Source organism: Sphingobium sp. CECT 9361, assembly GCF_918741285.1.
Taxonomy (GTDB): Bacteria; Pseudomonadota; Alphaproteobacteria; order Sphingomonadales; family Sphingomonadaceae; genus Sphingobium.
Genome location: NZ_CAKKNC010000002.1, coordinates 260,655 through 276,594 on the forward strand (window position 1 = coordinate 260,655; position 15,940 = coordinate 276,594).

Annotated in this window: 16 protein-coding genes; 8 read left to right on the forward strand and 8 right to left on the reverse strand. The window is 59.6% G+C overall.

The window, feature by feature from the left end:
• Nucleotides 1-68: 68 nt before the first annotated feature.
• From LQ220_RS06385 to LQ220_RS06400, 4 genes are read right to left on the reverse strand one after another with little or no spacing between them, the layout of a single operon-like run.
• The gene (locus LQ220_RS06385; protein ID WP_230187465.1) at nucleotides 69-542 is read right to left on the reverse strand and encodes a GNAT family N-acetyltransferase; all 474 of its coding nucleotides are present in this window, start codon (nucleotides 540-542) and stop codon (nucleotides 69-71) included.
• Entirely contained in the window at nucleotides 539-1,174 is a 636-nt protein-coding gene (tsaB, locus tag LQ220_RS06390; RefSeq protein WP_230187466.1) for a tRNA (adenosine(37)-N6)-threonylcarbamoyltransferase complex dimerization subunit type 1 TsaB, read from the reverse strand. The genes LQ220_RS06385 and tsaB overlap by 4 nt, the downstream gene beginning before the upstream one ends.
• A 31-nt stretch (nucleotides 1,175-1,205) precedes the next feature.
• Nucleotides 1,206-1,799: a malonic semialdehyde reductase gene (locus LQ220_RS06395; RefSeq protein ID WP_230187467.1), complete on the reverse strand. Its 594-nt coding sequence runs from the start codon at nucleotides 1,797-1,799 to the stop codon at nucleotides 1,206-1,208.
• Between the two features lie 44 nt (nucleotides 1,800-1,843).
• The gene (locus tag LQ220_RS06400; RefSeq protein ID WP_230187530.1) at nucleotides 1,844-2,416 is read right to left on the reverse strand and encodes a NifU family protein; all 573 of its coding nucleotides are present in this window, start codon (nucleotides 2,414-2,416) and stop codon (nucleotides 1,844-1,846) included.
• A 120-nt stretch (nucleotides 2,417-2,536) separates the two neighbouring features.
• Between LQ220_RS06400 and LQ220_RS06405 the strand changes: the two genes are divergently transcribed.
• From LQ220_RS06405 to LQ220_RS06415, 3 genes are all read left to right on the forward strand, one after another.
• Nucleotides 2,537-3,007, forward strand: a complete 471-nt coding sequence (locus LQ220_RS06405) for a pyridoxamine 5'-phosphate oxidase family protein (RefSeq protein ID WP_230187468.1) — start codon at nucleotides 2,537-2,539, stop codon at nucleotides 3,005-3,007.
• A 314-nt stretch (nucleotides 3,008-3,321) separates the two neighbouring features.
• The gene (locus tag LQ220_RS06410; protein WP_230187469.1) at nucleotides 3,322-4,677 is read left to right on the forward strand and encodes a DEAD/DEAH box helicase; all 1,356 of its coding nucleotides are present in this window, start codon (nucleotides 3,322-3,324) and stop codon (nucleotides 4,675-4,677) included.
• Between the two features lie 127 nt (nucleotides 4,678-4,804).
• Nucleotides 4,805-7,696, forward strand: a complete 2,892-nt coding sequence (locus tag LQ220_RS06415; RefSeq protein WP_230187470.1) for a M16 family metallopeptidase — start codon at nucleotides 4,805-4,807, stop codon at nucleotides 7,694-7,696.
• A 221-nt stretch (nucleotides 7,697-7,917) separates the two neighbouring features.
• Here the strand turns inward: LQ220_RS06415 and hslU are convergent, their stop codons facing one another.
• Together hslU and hslV are read right to left on the reverse strand one after the other, a co-directional pair.
• Nucleotides 7,918-9,219 (reverse strand): ATP-dependent protease ATPase subunit HslU, encoded by a 1,302-nt coding sequence (gene hslU / locus LQ220_RS06420; protein ID WP_230187471.1) that lies wholly within the window; start codon nucleotides 9,217-9,219, stop codon nucleotides 7,918-7,920.
• 82 nt (nucleotides 9,220-9,301) lie between these two features.
• Nucleotides 9,302-9,865 carry an ATP-dependent protease subunit HslV gene (gene hslV / locus LQ220_RS06425; RefSeq protein ID WP_290369019.1) on the reverse strand — a complete coding sequence of 188 codons (564 nt, stop codon included), beginning with the start codon at nucleotides 9,863-9,865 and terminating at the stop codon, nucleotides 9,302-9,304.
• Nucleotides 9,866-10,045: 180 nt separating this feature from the next.
• On the opposite strand from hslV, the gene LQ220_RS06430 reads away from it, so the two are divergent.
• Genes LQ220_RS06430 through LQ220_RS06440 form a run of 3 tightly spaced genes read left to right on the forward strand, consistent with a single transcriptional unit; the run spans nucleotide 10,046 to nucleotide 11,161 of the window.
• Nucleotides 10,046-10,234 carry a hypothetical protein gene (locus LQ220_RS06430; RefSeq protein WP_230187472.1) on the forward strand — a complete coding sequence of 63 codons (189 nt, stop codon included), beginning with the start codon at nucleotides 10,046-10,048 and terminating at the stop codon, nucleotides 10,232-10,234.
• A gap of 41 nt (nucleotides 10,235-10,275) precedes the next feature.
• Nucleotides 10,276-10,653: a phosphoribosyl-AMP cyclohydrolase gene (gene hisI / locus LQ220_RS06435; RefSeq protein ID WP_230187473.1), complete on the forward strand. Its 378-nt coding sequence runs from the start codon at nucleotides 10,276-10,278 to the stop codon at nucleotides 10,651-10,653.
• Nucleotides 10,646-11,161 carry a hypothetical protein gene (locus tag LQ220_RS06440; protein WP_230187474.1) on the forward strand — a complete coding sequence of 172 codons (516 nt, stop codon included), beginning with the start codon at nucleotides 10,646-10,648 and terminating at the stop codon, nucleotides 11,159-11,161. Before hisI ends, LQ220_RS06440 begins: the two co-directional genes overlap by 8 nt.
• A 7-nt stretch (nucleotides 11,162-11,168) precedes the next feature.
• Here the strand turns inward: LQ220_RS06440 and LQ220_RS06445 are convergent, their stop codons facing one another.
• Nucleotides 11,169-12,320: an aspartyl/asparaginyl beta-hydroxylase domain-containing protein gene (locus LQ220_RS06445; RefSeq protein ID WP_230187475.1), complete on the reverse strand. Its 1,152-nt coding sequence runs from the start codon at nucleotides 12,318-12,320 to the stop codon at nucleotides 11,169-11,171.
• Between the two features lie 126 nt (nucleotides 12,321-12,446).
• On the opposite strand from LQ220_RS06445, the gene LQ220_RS06450 reads away from it, so the two are divergent.
• Nucleotides 12,447-13,034 (forward strand): hypothetical protein, encoded by a 588-nt coding sequence (locus tag LQ220_RS06450; RefSeq protein ID WP_230187476.1) that lies wholly within the window; start codon nucleotides 12,447-12,449, stop codon nucleotides 13,032-13,034.
• Nucleotides 13,035-13,040: 6 nt separating this feature from the next.
• Here LQ220_RS06450 and LQ220_RS06455 read toward each other — a convergent pair whose 3' ends face one another.
• Complete coding sequence (locus LQ220_RS06455; RefSeq protein WP_230187477.1) at nucleotides 13,041-15,335, reverse strand: UvrD-helicase domain-containing protein; 2,295 nt, start codon at nucleotides 15,333-15,335, stop codon at nucleotides 13,041-13,043.
• 164 nt (nucleotides 15,336-15,499) lie between these two features.
• Here LQ220_RS06455 and LQ220_RS06460 point away from each other — a divergent pair, with 164 nt between their 5' ends.
• A complete protein-coding gene (locus LQ220_RS06460; protein ID WP_230187478.1) occupies nucleotides 15,500-15,901 on the forward strand; it encodes a Fe-S oxidoreductase in 402 nt (133 codons plus the stop codon).
• Nucleotides 15,902-15,940 lie beyond the last annotated feature (39 nt).

Sequence of the window (15,940 nt, forward strand, 5' to 3'; positions counted from 1 at the left end):
ATTTTTAGGAGGGTTGTTGACCCACTATGGGCGAACTCAGTAGATTTCAAGCCAATAGTAATAGGGCGCTAAAGATCAATACGGAAAGTCAAAGCGTCACGAACCTGACCGTCACTGCCATGATAGTAATTAGGACGAGTATTTATATGGTTAAAGCCAATATTTTTGTAGAGATGAATTGCGTCATTGGTTGATCGCACTTCCAAATGCATGGTGAGTATGCCGCGAAATCGTGCAGCGGTCAGGCAGTCCCGAAGCAATGCAGTCCCAATGGAACGGCCGCTCCACCCCGGGTCTACGGCCAACAGAAGCAATTCGGACTCATCGAGTATCGCGCGTACCAGCGCAAATCCAAGCGTTGCAGCGTCAAGTCGCGCCAATGTCAGCCAAGTGCCCGGTAGTGCCACCATCCCAGCGAGTTGAGATGCGGTCCACGCTTCACCAAAAACAGGATTGAACGCGCGCGTCATGATGGTCATCGCGGCGGCCTGCGCATTCCGATCGGCCTTTTCGTGCCGTTGTAGAACAAGCCCGTGGATCATGCTGACGCCGCCATCCCGGCCATTGGCATGGCATCTGCGCCACGACCGTAGAGAGGAGTCGCGGGCAGGGTCCGGTCTATCGAATTCATAAATGCGTATTGGGCCGTGTCGATTTCCACATCGATTGCATCGCCAAAGCCGCGGGCATCGACCAGCGCCGTTGCGCCACTGCCATAGACGACTGCGTTAGTCAGCGTGACTGCCAATGCGGAAATCGCCGTAGATCGCAATGGCGTTGTGGCACACGCCGTATCGGGGGCAAACATTTGCCAGAATAGCTCGCCATGACCGCCCGTAATGACGACGGGGAAAGCGCCTTCTGGCGAAAACTGCTGCTTCACTGTCGCTGCTATCAATGACAGCGAACTGTATCCGTTGAGCGGTACGCCCCAAGCAAATGCCAAAGCGCGCGCTGCGGCGACGCCAATGCGGACGCCGGTGAAGCTGCCTGGCCCGACATCCACAGCTATTGCGTCGGCCAGCCCTCCGTTGGGTAAGGCGGCAATAGCCGGCAGCAGGCGCTCCGCGTGGCCGCGCCCCACGCGCGTACTCGCTTCGGCGACGCACGCGGCATCGTCGAACAATGCCAGTGACAACGCCAGCGTTGCCGTATCGATAACTAAAGTGCGCATTCCCAACCCCGAAAGACTACTCCCGCAGGCGCTAGTCTATACGGTTGAATTTTCCAAATTCGGGACGTGGCAGACGTTCGAAAATCGTGGCGGGATCGCCATAGCCAAGGGTCGAGATAAAGTTGGACTTCACACTGGGCGTATCCGCGAAGAAGGCCGCATCGACGGCAGCATTGTCAAACCCCGACATCGGTCCGGTATCGAGCCCAAGCGCACGCGCGGCAACAATGAAGTATGCCCCTTGCAGTGTGCTATTGCGGAAGGCGCTGGTCTTCCGCAGTTCTTCGTTTCCGTCGAACCAGGACTTCGCGTCTGCTGGCGGGAAAAGCTCTGGCAAAAATTCGTGAAAATTTTCGTCCATACCGATGATAGCCGTCACCGGCGCCTTGCTTATCTTCTCGGCATTCGTTCCCGATGACAGTGCTGCAAGCTTATCCTTCGATTCCTGGGATACGCACCATATCAGCCGCGCGGGCAACTGGTTTGCTGAAGTGGGTCCCCATTTCATAAGATCCCAAATCGCATGCAGGTCTGCTTCCGCAACAGGCTTGTCGAGGTAGCCGTTGTAGGACCGTGCCTTTACGAAAATCTGATCAAGGGCATTCTGCGGCAGAGCGTCAGCCATGTCGTAAACTCCAGATAGCAATGAGATTTATTTCGAAAGGATGTCTAAACGGCGCGAACTTCGGTTACCTCAGGCACATAGTGCTTTAGCAAGGACTCTATACCTTGTTTCAAAGTCGCAGAAGAGGACGGGCAGCCAGCGCAAGCGCCCTGCATCTTCAAAAAGACCTTGCCCTTGTCGAAGCCACGGTACACGATGTCACCGCCGTCGTTTGCGACAGCGGGGCGGACGCGCGTTTCGATCAATTCTCTGATCTGGGCAACGATTTCGGCATCGGCTGGATCATCTTCGAATGCCTCGTCGTCAGGAACGAATATCCCCGACGCGCTTCCAGAGTGGAATAGCGGCATATTGCCGGAGAAGTGATCAAGGAGAATGGCGATTACGTCTGGTTTGACGTCCGACCAATCGACGCCGGCGCTCAACGTTACCGAGACGAAATCATAGCCAAAAAATACGCCGGTTACGTCGCCCAGTGAAAAGAGCGTCTCTGCAAGAGGTGACGCAGCCGCTTCCTCTTCAGTAGCGAAATCGCGTGTGCCTGACGCCATTACTGCCTGGCCTGGCAGGAATTTGAGAGTGGCGGGGTTCGGGGTAGTTTCGGTCTCGATCAACATATGTGTCATTTGGGGTGTTAGCTGACGCAGATCAAGCAAGCTTTTGTTTGGTGCCTCACAAGGAACCCGCTTTGGCCTTGGGCGCTTTACCCCAATGAACTTCACCAAAGGAGCGTTGGAATGACCCAGGAGCATGATATCAAGGATCGGTTTTGGAAGGAGCTTTCCGACAGTCCCTTTCTAATGGTGGGGCTGGACAATGCTTCGGGGCATAGCATCCCTATGACTGCGCAACTGGACAAGGATGCTAATCATGCATTCTGGTTCTACACCTCGCGAGACAACAGGCTGGCAGCCGGTGGCGCAGCAATGGCCCAGTTTGCTGGCAAGGATCATCATCTGTTTGCGTGCATTTCGGGCACTTTGGTTGAGGAGACCGATCAGGCCGTAGTGGACGCGCATTGGTCCAACGAAGTGGCCGCCTGGTATGAGGGCGGGCGGGAGGACCCCAATTTATTGATGCTACGTTTTGATCTGGGGGACGCCGAAATATGGTTGGCCGACATGTCCCTCAAAGGCGTTTTCAAAATGCTGATCGGCGGCGACATCCGTTCCGAGATGAAGGGGAAGCACGCCGAGGTTACACTATAAGGCGATCTGCCACCCACTTTCCTGACAGTCGGGAAAGTGGGTGGCTTCTCAAGACTTAAAATTGTTGCTTTTTTAATCGATCACACCTAAAGACCTCCGCAGCGCAGCATCCGGGCCATTTCGGCCCCGTAGCGATTGGTAGCGTGATCGTCCTTATATCCGCCTGGCAGAGCCGCGTGGATGACTGGACCGGCCAATGACCTGCGCTTTGCTTGAGGCTTCCCTTTTCACGCGGGTCGTTTCGTAACCCGCCTTGTGCCGCGATTGCGTCTTGCGATCGTTTCGGCGCAACGCTCCATTGTGAGTATTTAACTTTGACTACATTTAAAGAACTCGGCCTTGCTGAGCCGATCCTGCAAGCGCTTGCTGCGAAGAATTATGAAGTGCCGACGCCGATCCAAGCGCAGGCTATTCCTGCTTTGATGGAAGGCCGCGATTTGTGCGGTATCGCCCAGACAGGAACCGGCAAGACCGCAGCGTTTGCGCTTCCCAGCCTGGATTACTTTCATAACAATCCGAAGCTGACGCCCCAAAAGGGCTGTCGCATGCTCGTCCTGTCGCCGACGCGCGAACTGGCCGCGCAGATTGCGGACAGCTTTCGCGACTATGCACGCTTCATGAAGCTATCCGTCACGACCGTCTTCGGGGGCGTCCCCATCAACAAGCAGATCAATCAGCTTCGCGGCGGTGTCGATATTCTTGTGGCGACGCCAGGCCGTTTGCTGGACCTCATCGAACAGCGTGCACTGAGCCTTGGGCATGTAGAAATCTTCGTTCTCGATGAAGCCGATCAGATGATGGATCTGGGCTTTATTCAGCCGCTTAAGCGCATCGACAAGATGCTCCCTAAGCAGCGCCAGAGCCTGTTCTTCTCTGCCACTATGCCGAAAACCATTGCCGATCTGGGCAGCCAGTTCCTTGTCGATCCGGTGCATGTCTCTGTCGCGCCGCAGTCAACGACTGCCGAACGTGTGAAGCAATATGCGACATATGTGAATCAGGCCGAAAAGCAGGCGCTGCTGACCCTCACCGTCAAGAACGAGCCAATCGAGCGTGCGCTCATCTTTACGCGCACCAAGCATGGCGCGGACCGGGTGGTGCGTTTTCTGGAAGGTGCGGGCATCCCCGCTGCCGCTATTCATGGTAACAAGAGCCAGGGGCAGCGTACCGCCGCTTTGCAGGCGTTTCGTGCGGGGCAAGTGAAGTTGCTGGTCGCAACCGACATCGCCGCGCGCGGCATTGACGTTTCCGGTGTCAGCCATGTCATCAACTTTGAACTGCCGAACGTGGCAGAACAATATGTGCACCGCATCGGCCGTACGGCGCGTGCCGGAGCGGAAGGCATTGCCATCAGCTTCGTGGCGGATGACGAGCGGCAGTATCTCAAGGCCATCGAAAAGGTGACCCGCGTACGTTGTGAGTTGCAGGTGCTTCCGGAAAACTTTGCAGAAGCGGTTCGCAACCTGCCGAAGGCGGCGCCGCCCAAAAAGGGCAGCGAAGGCGGCAATGGTCGCGGCGGTCCCGGTCGTGGCAATCCCGATCGCGCACATCGCGGTCGCGATGGAGCGGCAGGCGACGGCGCGGCACCAGCGAAGCGTCCCTTCCGTCCGCGCAACCGCAATGGCGTAGGCGCACATAAGGGTGCGGTTCAGCGGGTCGCTGGACGGTAATTCCTCTTATATTTTATAAAAACGCCCGCTCTTGGTTGTCCAAGGGCGGGCGTTTTTATGTCATGCGCGAACCGTGCTGCCGCTTTGTCAGTGGCCATTCATAAAAATGGCGCTAGGCTGTCGCCATATGACAATTTCCTTCCGGCGCGCAGCCACTTCGCTTTCCGTTATCGCATTCCTGCTGACGGCCAGTCCCATATCGGTTCAGGCGAAGGAGGCTGTATCCACCGCGGCGCTGCCCAGCACCGATGTCGCACAAAAGCGCCCCTGGCTCTATGAAAACAGCGATGTGCCGATCGATCCAGAATGGCATTTCGGTGCGCTACCCAATGGCGTTCGCTACGCTGTCCGGCGCAATGGTGTGCCGCCGGGTCAGGTTGCTATTCGTCTGCGGATCGATGCGGGATCGCTGATGGAGAAGCCCGACGAGTTGGGCTTCGCGCATTTCATGGAGCATCTGACGTTTCGTGGGTCGAAATATGTGCCGGATGGTGAGTCAAAGCGGATCTGGCAGCGTCTGGGGGTGACTTTCGGCAGCGATAGTAACGCACAGACCACGCCGACCGGAACGACCTATGCTCTCGATCTGCCGCAGGCCACGCCGCAGGGTTTGGACGAGAGCATGAAGATCCTCTCGGGCATGATGACCGATCCGAACATCGTGGATAGCGCGGTAAGCGCCGAGCGGTCCGTCGTTCTGGCGGAGAAGCGGGAAGGCGAGGGACCGGGGAGCCGTGTCAGCGACGCGACCCGCGCATTTCTGTTCGCCGGTCAGCGGATGGAAACGCGCTCACCTATTGGGACGAATGCTACTCTGAATGCTGCGACCGCTGCGCGGATGGAGGCTTTCCATCAGCGTTGGTATCGACCCGAAAATGCTGTGATTTCTATTGCTGGTGACATTGACCCCGCAACCGCCGAAGCACTGATCGCGAAATATTTCACGCCCTGGAAAGCCGCCGGTGCCGCGGAAAGCGTTCCGGACTTCGGTGATCCCAATCCAGCAAAGCCGGCGGCGGGGGTGATTGTCGAGGCAGGCGTGCCGACCGGGTTGAGCTACGCGTTTTTGCGGCCTTGGCGGCCTCGGGCGGATACGATCATCTACAATCAGGACAAGCTGACAGACGCGCTGGCGCTACAGATCATCAATCGCCGGCTGGAGCAAGCGGCGCGCAGCGGCGGCAGTTTCCTGCAGGCCAATGTGGAGCAACAAGACGTTTCTCGCTCTGTGGACGGCACTTTCATCAGCATCATGCCGGTCGGCGCGGATTGGGCCAAAGCGTTGATGGATGTGCGCGCCGTCATAGAAGATGCCAAGACAACACCGCCCACGCCCGCAGAGATTGCGCGCGAATATGCGCAGTTCGACACGGCGTTGGCGATACAGGTCGAAAATTCCGATACGGAGGGCGGATCGAAGCAGGCGTGGGACTTGGTGAACGCCGTCGATATTCGCGAGACAACGGTCAGCCCGCAGGCTGCGCTCGACATATTCCGTGGTGGCAAGGCAGCGATGACGCCTGACAAGTTGCTTCAGTCGACCCGCCGGTTGTTTACTGCCGATGTTACTCGCGCCTTGCTGATGCTGCCAACGGTACAACCCGATGCACAGGCGAAACTTACCGCAGCGCTCAAGACGCCGGTGACAGCGGCGACCGGTGTTCGGTTGGCGGACAAGGCCGTAACGATGGCGGACCTCCCCAAGCTAGGCGCACCGGGCGCGGTGGTTTCGCGCACGCCGCTGGGCGTATTGGGGATCGAGACCGTCACTTTCGCCAACGGTGTGAAGCTGACATTGTTTGCCAATAATGCCGAGACGGAGAAGGTCCGGATCAACGTCCGCTTCGGGCATGGGCAGCAGGCTTTTTCTCCCACCAAGCCAGTTCCCAGTTGGGCGGCAAGCTATGCGCTGGTTGCCGGGGGGATCGGCAAGCTGGGTCAGCGCGATCTGGATGAGCTCACCAACGGGCGTCGACTGGGTTTCGACTTTTCCGTCGACGATGACGCCTTCGCCATGGCAGCGGTAACTCGTCCGGCGGATTATGCCGACCAATTGAAGCTGTTTGCCACCAAGCTGGCGTATCCCGGATGGGATCCCGCGCCGATTGCCCGGGTGAAGGCCGGCATGACGGCCGCGTACGATACGCTGTCCACTTCGGCGGATGCGGTGTTGAGCCGCGATCTCAACTGGCTGATCCACGCAAAGGACGTGCGTTACCGGACGCCGGATCGGGCGGAGATTGCGGCTCTGACGCCGCAGGCATTTCGAGCCACCTGGGAGCCTATTCTGGCTTCCGGGCCTATCGAGGTCCAGATTTTCGGACAGGTGAAAGCGGACGATGCGATTGCGCAGGTTGCGGCTACTTTCGGGGCTTTGCCTGCACGACCGAATAAGCCAGTTCCTGCCGCCAATCTGCAGATGCGCTTTCCGGCGCATGTCGCTACCCCGGTCGTGTTGCGTCACCGCGGCGACAAGGATCAGGCTGCTGCTGTGATGGCGTGGCCCACGGCGGGCGGCTTTGCAGGGTCGAAGGAAGCGCGCCAGCTTGTGATACTGACGCAGATTTTCAACGATCGATTGTTCGAGAAGCTGCGGTCGACCGATGGCGCGGCCTACTCGCCGAATGTCCAGAACAACTGGCCATTTTCGTCGGAAAGCGGCGGCTATATCCTGGTGAATAGTCAGGTGAAGCCGGAGAAGGTCGGCTACTTCTTCCAACTGATCAAGGATACGGCAGCCGATCTGGCGGCTAAGCCAGTCAGCGACGATGAACTGCAGCGGGCGGTGGCGCCTATGCGGCAATTGTTGTCGCGGGCCAGTACCGGCAACGCTTTCTGGATGCAGCAGACCGCCGGGGCGGCGCGGGATCCGCGCTATGTCGATGTGGTGAATAACATGGGCAGGGACTTGCTGACGGTGACCTCCGCCGATTTGCAGGCGTTGGCCAAGAAGTACCTGGTCGCGGAGAAGAGCTGGTCGGCGGTCGCACTTCCCGAAGGGGTGCAGGCGGGCAAATAAGCTGTGGCGGATCGACCGGATTTGCTCCGGTCGATCCGCCTGCAGAACCCCGCTGGACGTCAATAACCCGACACGTAAAAGCGGGATTTACGCGTCGTGCGCCCAAATAAGTCGACACGTAAAAATGCGTTTCAACGGTCGGCGAGGTGCCTTTACCGAAAAATAAGTCGACACGTGAAAAGTGGATTTTGAAACTACCATTCTATAATATATTGATATTGTTATAGAATATACTTGCTCAAGTCGGTGTCGCGGGCGATGGAGTTGAGTTGCTTGGCGACATAGTCGGCGTCGACCACCAAGGTTTGTCCGACGCGATCTTCCGCATCGAAGCTGACTTCTTCCAGCAGTTTTTCCATCACGGTCTGAAGACGGCGTGCGCCGATGTTCTCGATCTGCTCATTCACTTCGGCGGCGATTTTCGCCACGGCGCGGATGCCTTCGGGGGTCAGGTCGATGGTCAGGCCTTCGGTCGCCAGCAGGGCTTTATACTGCTCGGCAAGCGACGCCTTGGTGTCGGACAGGATCGCAACGAAGTCGTCTTCGGTCAGTGCTTTCAGTTCGACACGGATCGGCAAGCGGCCCTGTAGTTCTGGTAGCAAGTCGCTCGGCTTGGCGACGTGAAAGGCGCCTGAGGCGATGAAGAGGATGTGGTCGGTCTTGAGCGGACCGTATTTGGTCGCGACGGTGGTGCCTTCGATCAGCGGGAGCAGATCGCGCTGGACGCCTTCGCGGCTGACCGAACCGCCGCGCACGTCGCTGACCGCGATCTTGTCGATCTCATCGAGGAAGACGATGCCGTTCTGCTCGGCATTGCTGAGGGCCACACGCGCGACGTCGTCCTGATCCAGACGCTTGTCCTGTTCTTCCTCGACCAGCTTGTCCCATGCTTCGGGCACGCGCATCTTGCGGCGCTTTTTCTGTTGTTGGCCAAAGGCTTTGCTCATCATGTCGGAAAGGTTGATCATGCCGACCTGACCGCCCATGCCCGGAATTTCCATCGGCATGGAGGGCGCGTCAGAGACTTCGACTTCGACCTCGGCCTCGTTCATCTGATTGGCTTCGATCCGCGAGCGGTACGACAGGCGCGTGGCTTCGCTGGCTTCCTTGCCCGTGAGTGCATCGAGCAGACGGCCCATTGCGGCTTCGGATGCGGCTTCGCGAACGGACTCGCGGCGGCGATCCCGCTCCAGACGGACGGCTTCTTCGACAAGGTCGCGCGCGATTTGTTCGACGTCGCGCCCGACATAGCCGACTTCGGTGAACTTGGTGGCTTCCACCTTCACGAACGGCGCGTCGGCCAGCTTGGCAAGACGACGGCTGATTTCGGTCTTGCCGCAGCCTGTGGGGCCGATCATCAGGATATTCTTCGGCGTTACTTCGTCGCGAAGGGCAGCGTCGAGCTTTTGGCGGCGCCAACGGTTGCGCAGGGCAACGGCAACCGCGCGCTTGGCGTCGGTCTGTCCGATGATGTGCGCGTCGAGCGCAGCGACAATGGCTTTAGGGGTAAGGGCGTCGTTCATGTCTGTCTTTCTGCCGTCCTGTGACGGAAGGGGGAAGGGCGCACGAGCATATCTGGTCTCGCGCTCTCTTGAGGAGGGAGATTTAGGTGGCGCTGACCAACGTTTCCAAGGTCAACTGATCGTTGGTGTAGACGCACAAATCGGCGGCGATAGCCATGGCCTTGCGGCCCAATGTTTCGGCATCGGCTTCATAGTCCACAAGGGCGCGGGCAGCGGCCAGGGCGAAGTTGCCACCCGATCCGATGGCTGCCACGCCACCGACCGGTTCCAGCACGTCGCCATTACCGGTCAGGATCAACGTTACGTCCTTGTCCGCCACGATCATCATGGCTTCGAGATTGCGCAGATATTTGTCGGTGCGCCAATCCTTGGCGAGTTCGACGGCAGCGCGCATCAACTGGCCGTTATGGCGCTCAAGCTTCGATTCCAGCCGTTCGAAGAGGGTGAAGGCGTCCGCAGTTGCGCCTGCAAAGCCGCCTATGACGGAGCCGTCATGCAAGCGGCGGACCTTGCGGGCGTTCGGCTTCATGACGGTTTGCCCCATGCTGACCTGCCCATCGCCGACGACGATGACGTGGCCGTTTTTGCGCACGGATAAGATGGTCGTGCCATGCCATGTCGGCATGCTGTTCTGATTGTCGCTCATATCGCGGATATGGTGCGGATATCGGCTGCTGCAAGACAGTGTCGCATTCGCTGACCGATCTCGACCCAAAATTGAACATTGCGATGGAACTGGATCAATTCATGCGTGTTGACTTTGTGCGGTGCAGCATAAAAATTATCGGTGTCGTGCCGAAGGCTCGACTCGCAGGGACGACGTGGCATGTCGCTGAAGACCAGAGTTCAGGAAAAGATAGAACGTGCTGGAATAGCGAACTATTCCTTCGATGCCGACACTCTGATCCTGTGCGGCGTACGCTATGCGATTGAGGCCTGCACATGCGGTGCGACCGACTGCGACGGTGTGCAGTTGCAGCGTAAGGCCAGTGACGGTGTCGTGACGCTGCAATAATCTTCTTTCGCAAATATCGCGGCCCATTCTATATGCGTCGCATGAACAGCAATCCTTCGAAGGTGCGGGAAACCGGCCTGATCCTCGATCCGAAATATGGACCCGATGGCCTGATAACGGCGGTGGTGACCGACGCCGCCGATGGCAAGGTCCTGATGCTCGCGCATATGAATGCCGAAGCACTAGGTTTGACCATCGATACGGGCGTCGCGCATTTCTGGTCGCGCAGCCGCAACCGGCTTTGGAAGAAGGGCGAGACGTCCGGGCATATCCTGTCGGTCGAGGATATTCGCATCGATTGCGATCAGGATGCCATATGGATAATCGCGCGCCCCGCGGGTCCGGCATGCCATACGGGGGAAGTCAGTTGCTTTTATCGTCGGGTAACCGCTGCGGGCCTGGAAAGGGTCGATGATTAGGGGAGCGGTACTGATCGTCGCGATGTTGCTATGCGGCTGTCAGTCGAAGGACCTGCCCGCCGGGGACAACCCGGCCATTGCGGGGTTGGAACGCGCGGGCATAGAAACCGGCGTGGTGGCCGACGCGACGAAGATACCACCGGTCGGATTGTTTCAGCGCCGCAGCGACATGGGCAAGGATTTGCTCTGCATCGTTCCGGGCAAGGCCAATGCGTATCGCTTTGGATTGGAAGTGCAGCTTGGGGCGAACGAATATTGCGCCGGGAGCGGGACTGCCCGGCGCACAAATGACAAGCTGATCCTCAATTTCTCGCAAGGCGCGCGCTGCATAGCGGTGGCGCAATATGACGGCGACCGTGTGGTCATGCCGGGCGTGATGGACATGAAGTGCGCCGATATGTGCGCCGGGAAAGGCACTATCGAAGGCGTCGATCTGCCCAGATTGGCCAGCGGTGTGAGCAGCGCCCGGGCCGCTCGGGATCGGAGCAATGCGCCGCTCTGTCCGTAGCGGCGCGTTATAACGGTCCGCCTGATTCTGCATCCTGGGGGCCATAGGCGTCTATGGCTTCGAACAAATGTACCAGCGCCGCGCGTTCTTCTTCGGTGATTTCAGGGCGCCATATTTCGAAAAGCAGGATGACGCGGGTATCGGCGCTGCGGTTCCAGGCTTCATGTTCTATGCTGTCATCGAAGATCAAGGCCTTGCCCGGTTCCCACGAGCGCGTTTCGTTCCCGACGCGCAGTGCGCAATCGGGCGGAACGATCAGCGGGATGTGGCAAATGAGCCGCGTGTTCAGCATCCCGTAATGGGGTGCGATATGCGTGCCGGGTTTAAGCAGCGACCATAAGGCCATGGGCGAGCGCCCCGTAATGTGCGGCAACGGCGCGGAGGCCAGCGCCGTCATCGTAGCCGGAGCGCGGGCTGTATTTTCAGTTACGTGCGTGCCATTCTTCCAGAAATAATGCGCGCCCCATGCCGGATCGTCCCGCAGAGGGTTGTTGGGTGCCGGGCGATCCGGCGCGGTTTCGACATAGGGTCGGAAATCCTGTCCATCGGCAAGAACATCGCGCAGTTCCGCCTGCATATCGGTCGTTGCCGCTTCGACTTCGGCAAGCCAGTCGAACTCTCCGCGCTCGTAGAACTGGCGCTGGGGCAGGCCGGGGAAGTAGAACATGCTGGGTTGCTGTTGGTAGAGGGTGGTCTTGCCGGTCAGAAGATCGATCGACTGCGCAATTCTGGCGCTTTTCTGGGCAAGGCCCGCTGCCGACAAGCTGTTGCGCAGGTGGCTTTCAAAGGCGGCGTTGGCTTCCATCAGGAAGGCCTGCCCGCGGTCGAGCAGCGGGTGGAGGGCGGCCGGCACCTCCATCACCGACGCCTGCGCGATGGCCGTGCGGTAGAAGGATGTCGCGGCGCGATGGTCCTGCGTGCGTTCCTTCAAGACGGCCATTGCGAGCAGGGCCGGGAGGTTCCGCGCGTCAGCGGCCAGTTGCCCTTTCAGCGCGGCTTCCTCGCCTGCGCTATCGCCCATACGGTTGCAGGCTTGCGCAAGCGGTAGCCATGACGGCGGGGACATGGCTTCAAAATGCCGTCTGGCTGTGACGAAATCGCCGCTGCGCAAGGCAGTCAGGCCGCTGGCGAGTAGCGTGGCGTTTGGCGTGCTTTCCATCGTCCGCGTTCTAGCGAGGCGCGGCGGCGGAGGTAAGGAAAAGTTGCGGGCGGAAAAGGCGGCAATCGTAAGAGATCGTTAACGCTGTCTGTTTACCTTTGGCGCTGTGTAATTGCGAAGGTGCTTATGTCGCTGATTTCGATCCTCTCTACGTTTACCAGCGGATCATCGTCCGCCACGGGCAACAGCGTTATTTCTGCGGCGCAAGCGCGCCTTGTTCTCGCACAAGCTGCCCAGGAAAAAGCGGACGCCAAATCCAGGCCATCGACAGGCGATGTGCAGATATCGCCCGCCGCCACGCTGGCGCAGGCGAACAAGGCCGATCAGGCCAAGAATTTTGGCGTGCTGGCCAAAGAGATGCGGGCCATATTGAACAGTCAGTATAAGGCAGGCAGCACATCGCCCGACTTTGCGAAGATTTCCGGTCGTGGCCTTGCGTCCATTGTTCTTAACGAAGGGCATCAGTTTTCGCAGGAAGAACAGGCAGCGGCGCGCGCGGCACTGAAGGGGCGGGAGCGGGACGTGCTGACCACGGCTTTGTCGAGCGGCATGTCGGTGGCCACGCTGGCCAGCTATGGCAAGACGCTGGAGCAGAATTACGACACCAAAAGCCCCGAAGAGCGCAAGGCGCTGGGCTATACCGAGCAGACCCGGATCAACGCTGCGCGCATGGCGGGCACGAAGAACATCTCCCTGTTCGACGAGCTGGACTGAACGGGATCAGCTTAGGCTGACGAAACTGTCCATCACGCGCTTGCGGCCGGCGGTTTCGAAATCGATTTCCAGCTTGTTGCCTTCAATTTCTGCGACGGTGCCATAGCCGAATTTCTGGTGGAACACGCGCAGGCCGACTTCCATATCGCTGCGGCCCTTGTTGCCGATGGAAACGGCGGAGGTGCGTGCTTCCACCAGCCGAGTGGGTTCGCGGGTGAACTGGCCGCCAGTCGATGCGCGTTGCCAGCCGGGGCCGCGCCCGGTGCCGCGCACGACGTCCGAGAAGGGATCGTCGCGTTCCGACCAGTTGGCGCGCCATAGGGACGCGCCGCCGGTCATGCTGCTTTCCTCGGCTATGTGCGCCTTTGGCAATTCGCCGACGAAGCGGCTGGGAATGGAGCTGGTCCACTGGCCGTAGATGCGGCGGTTGGCTGCGTGGAGGATGACGCATTTGCGGCGCGCGCGGGTGATTGCGACGTAGGCAAGGCGGCGTTCTTCCTCCAGCGATGCGAGGCCGCCTTCGTCGAGCGCGCGTTGCGAGGGGAAAATGCCTTCTTCCCAGCCGACGAGGAAGACTGTGTCATATTCCAGCCCCTTGGCGGCGTGGATGGTCATGATGGTGACCTTCTGACTGTCCGCCTGGGCCTCATTGTCCATGACGAGGCTGACATGTTCGAGGAACGCGCCGAGCGTTTCATATTCTTCCATCGCACGGACGAGTTCAGTGAGGTTTTCGAGGCGTCCGGCAGCTTCGGTCGAGCGTTCGGCCTGTAGCGCAGCGGTGTAGCCGCTTTCGTCGAGGATCTGGCGCGCAAGTTCGGGGTGAGGGAGCTGGGTCGCCTTGTCGCGCCAGCGGGCGAGATCGCCGACGAAATTGCCGAGCGCGCGGCGGGCCTGTGGGGTCAGTTCGTCGGTGTCGAGGATGCGGGCGGCGGCGATGGTGAGCGGTGCGCCTTCGGCACGGGCGAGGCGGTGAAGTTTCTCGACCGCCTTGTCGCCAAGGCCGCGCTTGGGGACATTGACGATGCGTTCGAAGGCGAGATCGTCGGCGGGCTGGTTGACGAGGCGGAGGTATGCGAGCGCATCGCGGATTTCGGCGCGTTCGTAGAAGCGGAAGCCGCCCACGATCTTGTACGGCATCCCGATCTGAATGAAGCGGTCTTCGAATTCGCGCGTCTGATGCTGGGCGCGGACGAGGATGGCGACATCGTCCAGCGTGCCGCCTGCGCGCTGATGATTTTCGATTTCGTCGCCGACGCGGCGGGCCTCTTCCGGGCCGTCCCAGATGCCGAGCACCTGAACCTTTTCGCCTTCGGCTTCGTCGGTCCAGAGCGTCTTGCCGAGCCGTCCGCCATTTTCCGCGATCACGCCCGATGCGGCGGCGAGGATGTGCGGGGTGGAGCGGTAATTCTGTTCCAGCTTGACGATTTTCGCGCCGGGGAAATCCTTTTCGAACTTCAGGATGTTTTCCACTTGCGCGCCGCGCCAGCTATAGATGCTCTGGTCGTCATCGCCCACGCAGCAGATATTCTTGCGCTCCTGCGCCAGCAGGCGAAGCCAGAGATACTGGCTGGAGTTGGTGTCCTGATATTCGTCCACCATGATGTAGCGGAAGCGTTGCTGATACTGCGCCAGTATCTCGCGATCTTTTTTGAGCAAGGTCAGGACGTGGAGCAGCAGGTCGCCGAAGTCGCAGGCGTTAAGCGCGAGCAGGCGCGCCTGATATGCGGCATAGAGTTGCTGTCCCTTGCCATTGGCATAGCCTTCGCTTTCGCCGGCATCGATATCCGGCGGGGTCAGCCCCTTGTTCTTCCAGCGGTCGATAAGGCCGCCCAACTGCCGCGCGGGCCAGCGCTTTTCGTCGATCCCTTCAGCCTGGATGAGTTGCTTCATCAGCCGGAGCTGATCGTCGGTATCGAGGATGGTGAAGTTGCTTTGCAGGCCGACCAGTTCAGCATGGCGGCGCAGCATCTTCGCGCCGATGGCGTGGAAAGTGCCGAGCCATGGCAGACCCTCCATCTGACCCTCTGGGCCGCCCATCATGCGCGCGACGCGCTCCTTCATTTCACGAGCCGCCTTATTGGTGAAGGTGACGGCGAGGATTTCCGAAGGGTAAGCGCGACGGGTGGCGATGAGGTGCGCGAGGCGCGCGGTCAGCGCTGCCGTCTTGCCTGTGCCAGCGCCTGCCAGCACGAGTAGCGGGCCTTCGGTGGTAAGCACCGCCTCCCGCTGGGGGGCGTTGAGGCCGCGCAGATAAGGCGGATCGTTCGGAGACGGCGTATCGGAAATGGGGAGAGACATGATCGAACAATTAGGGAACGTCGCCCACAGGAGCAAGGATAAAGGCGCATTATCCATTCGCGTCACGCGAAGCACGGTCGGTCGCGATTCACGGCGCGAAGGGGAACGGGCAGGCGGCACTCCTGTTGAGCGCCTACCGAATATAACGACAGAGGATGATCTCCATGAAACTCTCGATGCTTATAAGCGCCGCTGCTTTGGCCATTGCTGCCCCCGCCATAGCGCAGGAAGCCGGTCAGATGGCACCGCCGCCGCCGCCCGCCGGAGCGCCCGATGCCCCGATGCCGCCGCCTCCGCCAAACGATATGAGCGCCCAGCAAATGCCGCAGAGCGGCCAGATGCCGCCCGCCGATCCCAACGCAGGTGGAGCGGAAAGCGCGCCACAGCCCAATGGTGGAATGATGGCACCGACGCCGCCGGCACCTCCAGGAGCGCCGGCTGCCGGAGCACCCATGCCCACCGAAGCAGCGCCCGCGCCGAAAACAGATTATCCGATGTGCAGCAAGACTGTGACGGACAGTTGTATGAACCCATCGGAAGCGCGGAAAATGAAGCGTAAGCGCTAAAGTTTGCTGACCCTTTTATGGGTCACGAGGGAGGAAGAG

Coding starts and splice junctions, on each gene's coding strand:
- LQ220_RS06385 (WP_230187465.1), bottom strand. CDS start 542: ATGATCCACGGGCTTGTTCTACAACGGCACGAAAAGGCCGATCGGAAT.
- tsaB (WP_230187466.1), bottom strand. CDS start 1,174: ATGCGCACTTTAGTTATCGATACGGCAACGCTGGCGTTGTCACTGGCA.
- LQ220_RS06395 (WP_230187467.1), bottom strand. CDS start 1,799: ATGGCTGACGCTCTGCCGCAGAATGCCCTTGATCAGATTTTCGTAAAG.
- LQ220_RS06400 (WP_230187530.1), bottom strand. CDS start 2,416: ATGTTGATCGAGACCGAAACTACCCCGAACCCCGCCACTCTCAAATTC.
- LQ220_RS06405 (WP_230187468.1), top strand. CDS start 2,537: ATGACCCAGGAGCATGATATCAAGGATCGGTTTTGGAAGGAGCTTTCC.
- LQ220_RS06415 (WP_230187470.1), top strand. CDS start 4,805: ATGACAATTTCCTTCCGGCGCGCAGCCACTTCGCTTTCCGTTATCGCA.
- hslU (WP_230187471.1), bottom strand. CDS start 9,219: ATGAACGACGCCCTTACCCCTAAAGCCATTGTCGCTGCGCTCGACGCG.
- hslV (WP_290369019.1), bottom strand. CDS start 9,865: ATGAGCGACAATCAGAACAGCATGCCGACATGGCATGGCACGACCATC.
- LQ220_RS06430 (WP_230187472.1), top strand. CDS start 10,046: ATGTCGCTGAAGACCAGAGTTCAGGAAAAGATAGAACGTGCTGGAATA.
- hisI (WP_230187473.1), top strand. CDS start 10,276: ATGAACAGCAATCCTTCGAAGGTGCGGGAAACCGGCCTGATCCTCGAT.
- LQ220_RS06440 (WP_230187474.1), top strand. CDS start 10,646: ATGATTAGGGGAGCGGTACTGATCGTCGCGATGTTGCTATGCGGCTGT.
- LQ220_RS06445 (WP_230187475.1), bottom strand. CDS start 12,320: ATGGAAAGCACGCCAAACGCCACGCTACTCGCCAGCGGCCTGACTGCC.
- LQ220_RS06450 (WP_230187476.1), top strand. CDS start 12,447: ATGTCGCTGATTTCGATCCTCTCTACGTTTACCAGCGGATCATCGTCC.
- LQ220_RS06455 (WP_230187477.1), bottom strand. CDS start 15,335: ATGTCTCTCCCCATTTCCGATACGCCGTCTCCGAACGATCCGCCTTAT.
- LQ220_RS06460 (WP_230187478.1), top strand. CDS start 15,500: ATGAAACTCTCGATGCTTATAAGCGCCGCTGCTTTGGCCATTGCTGCC.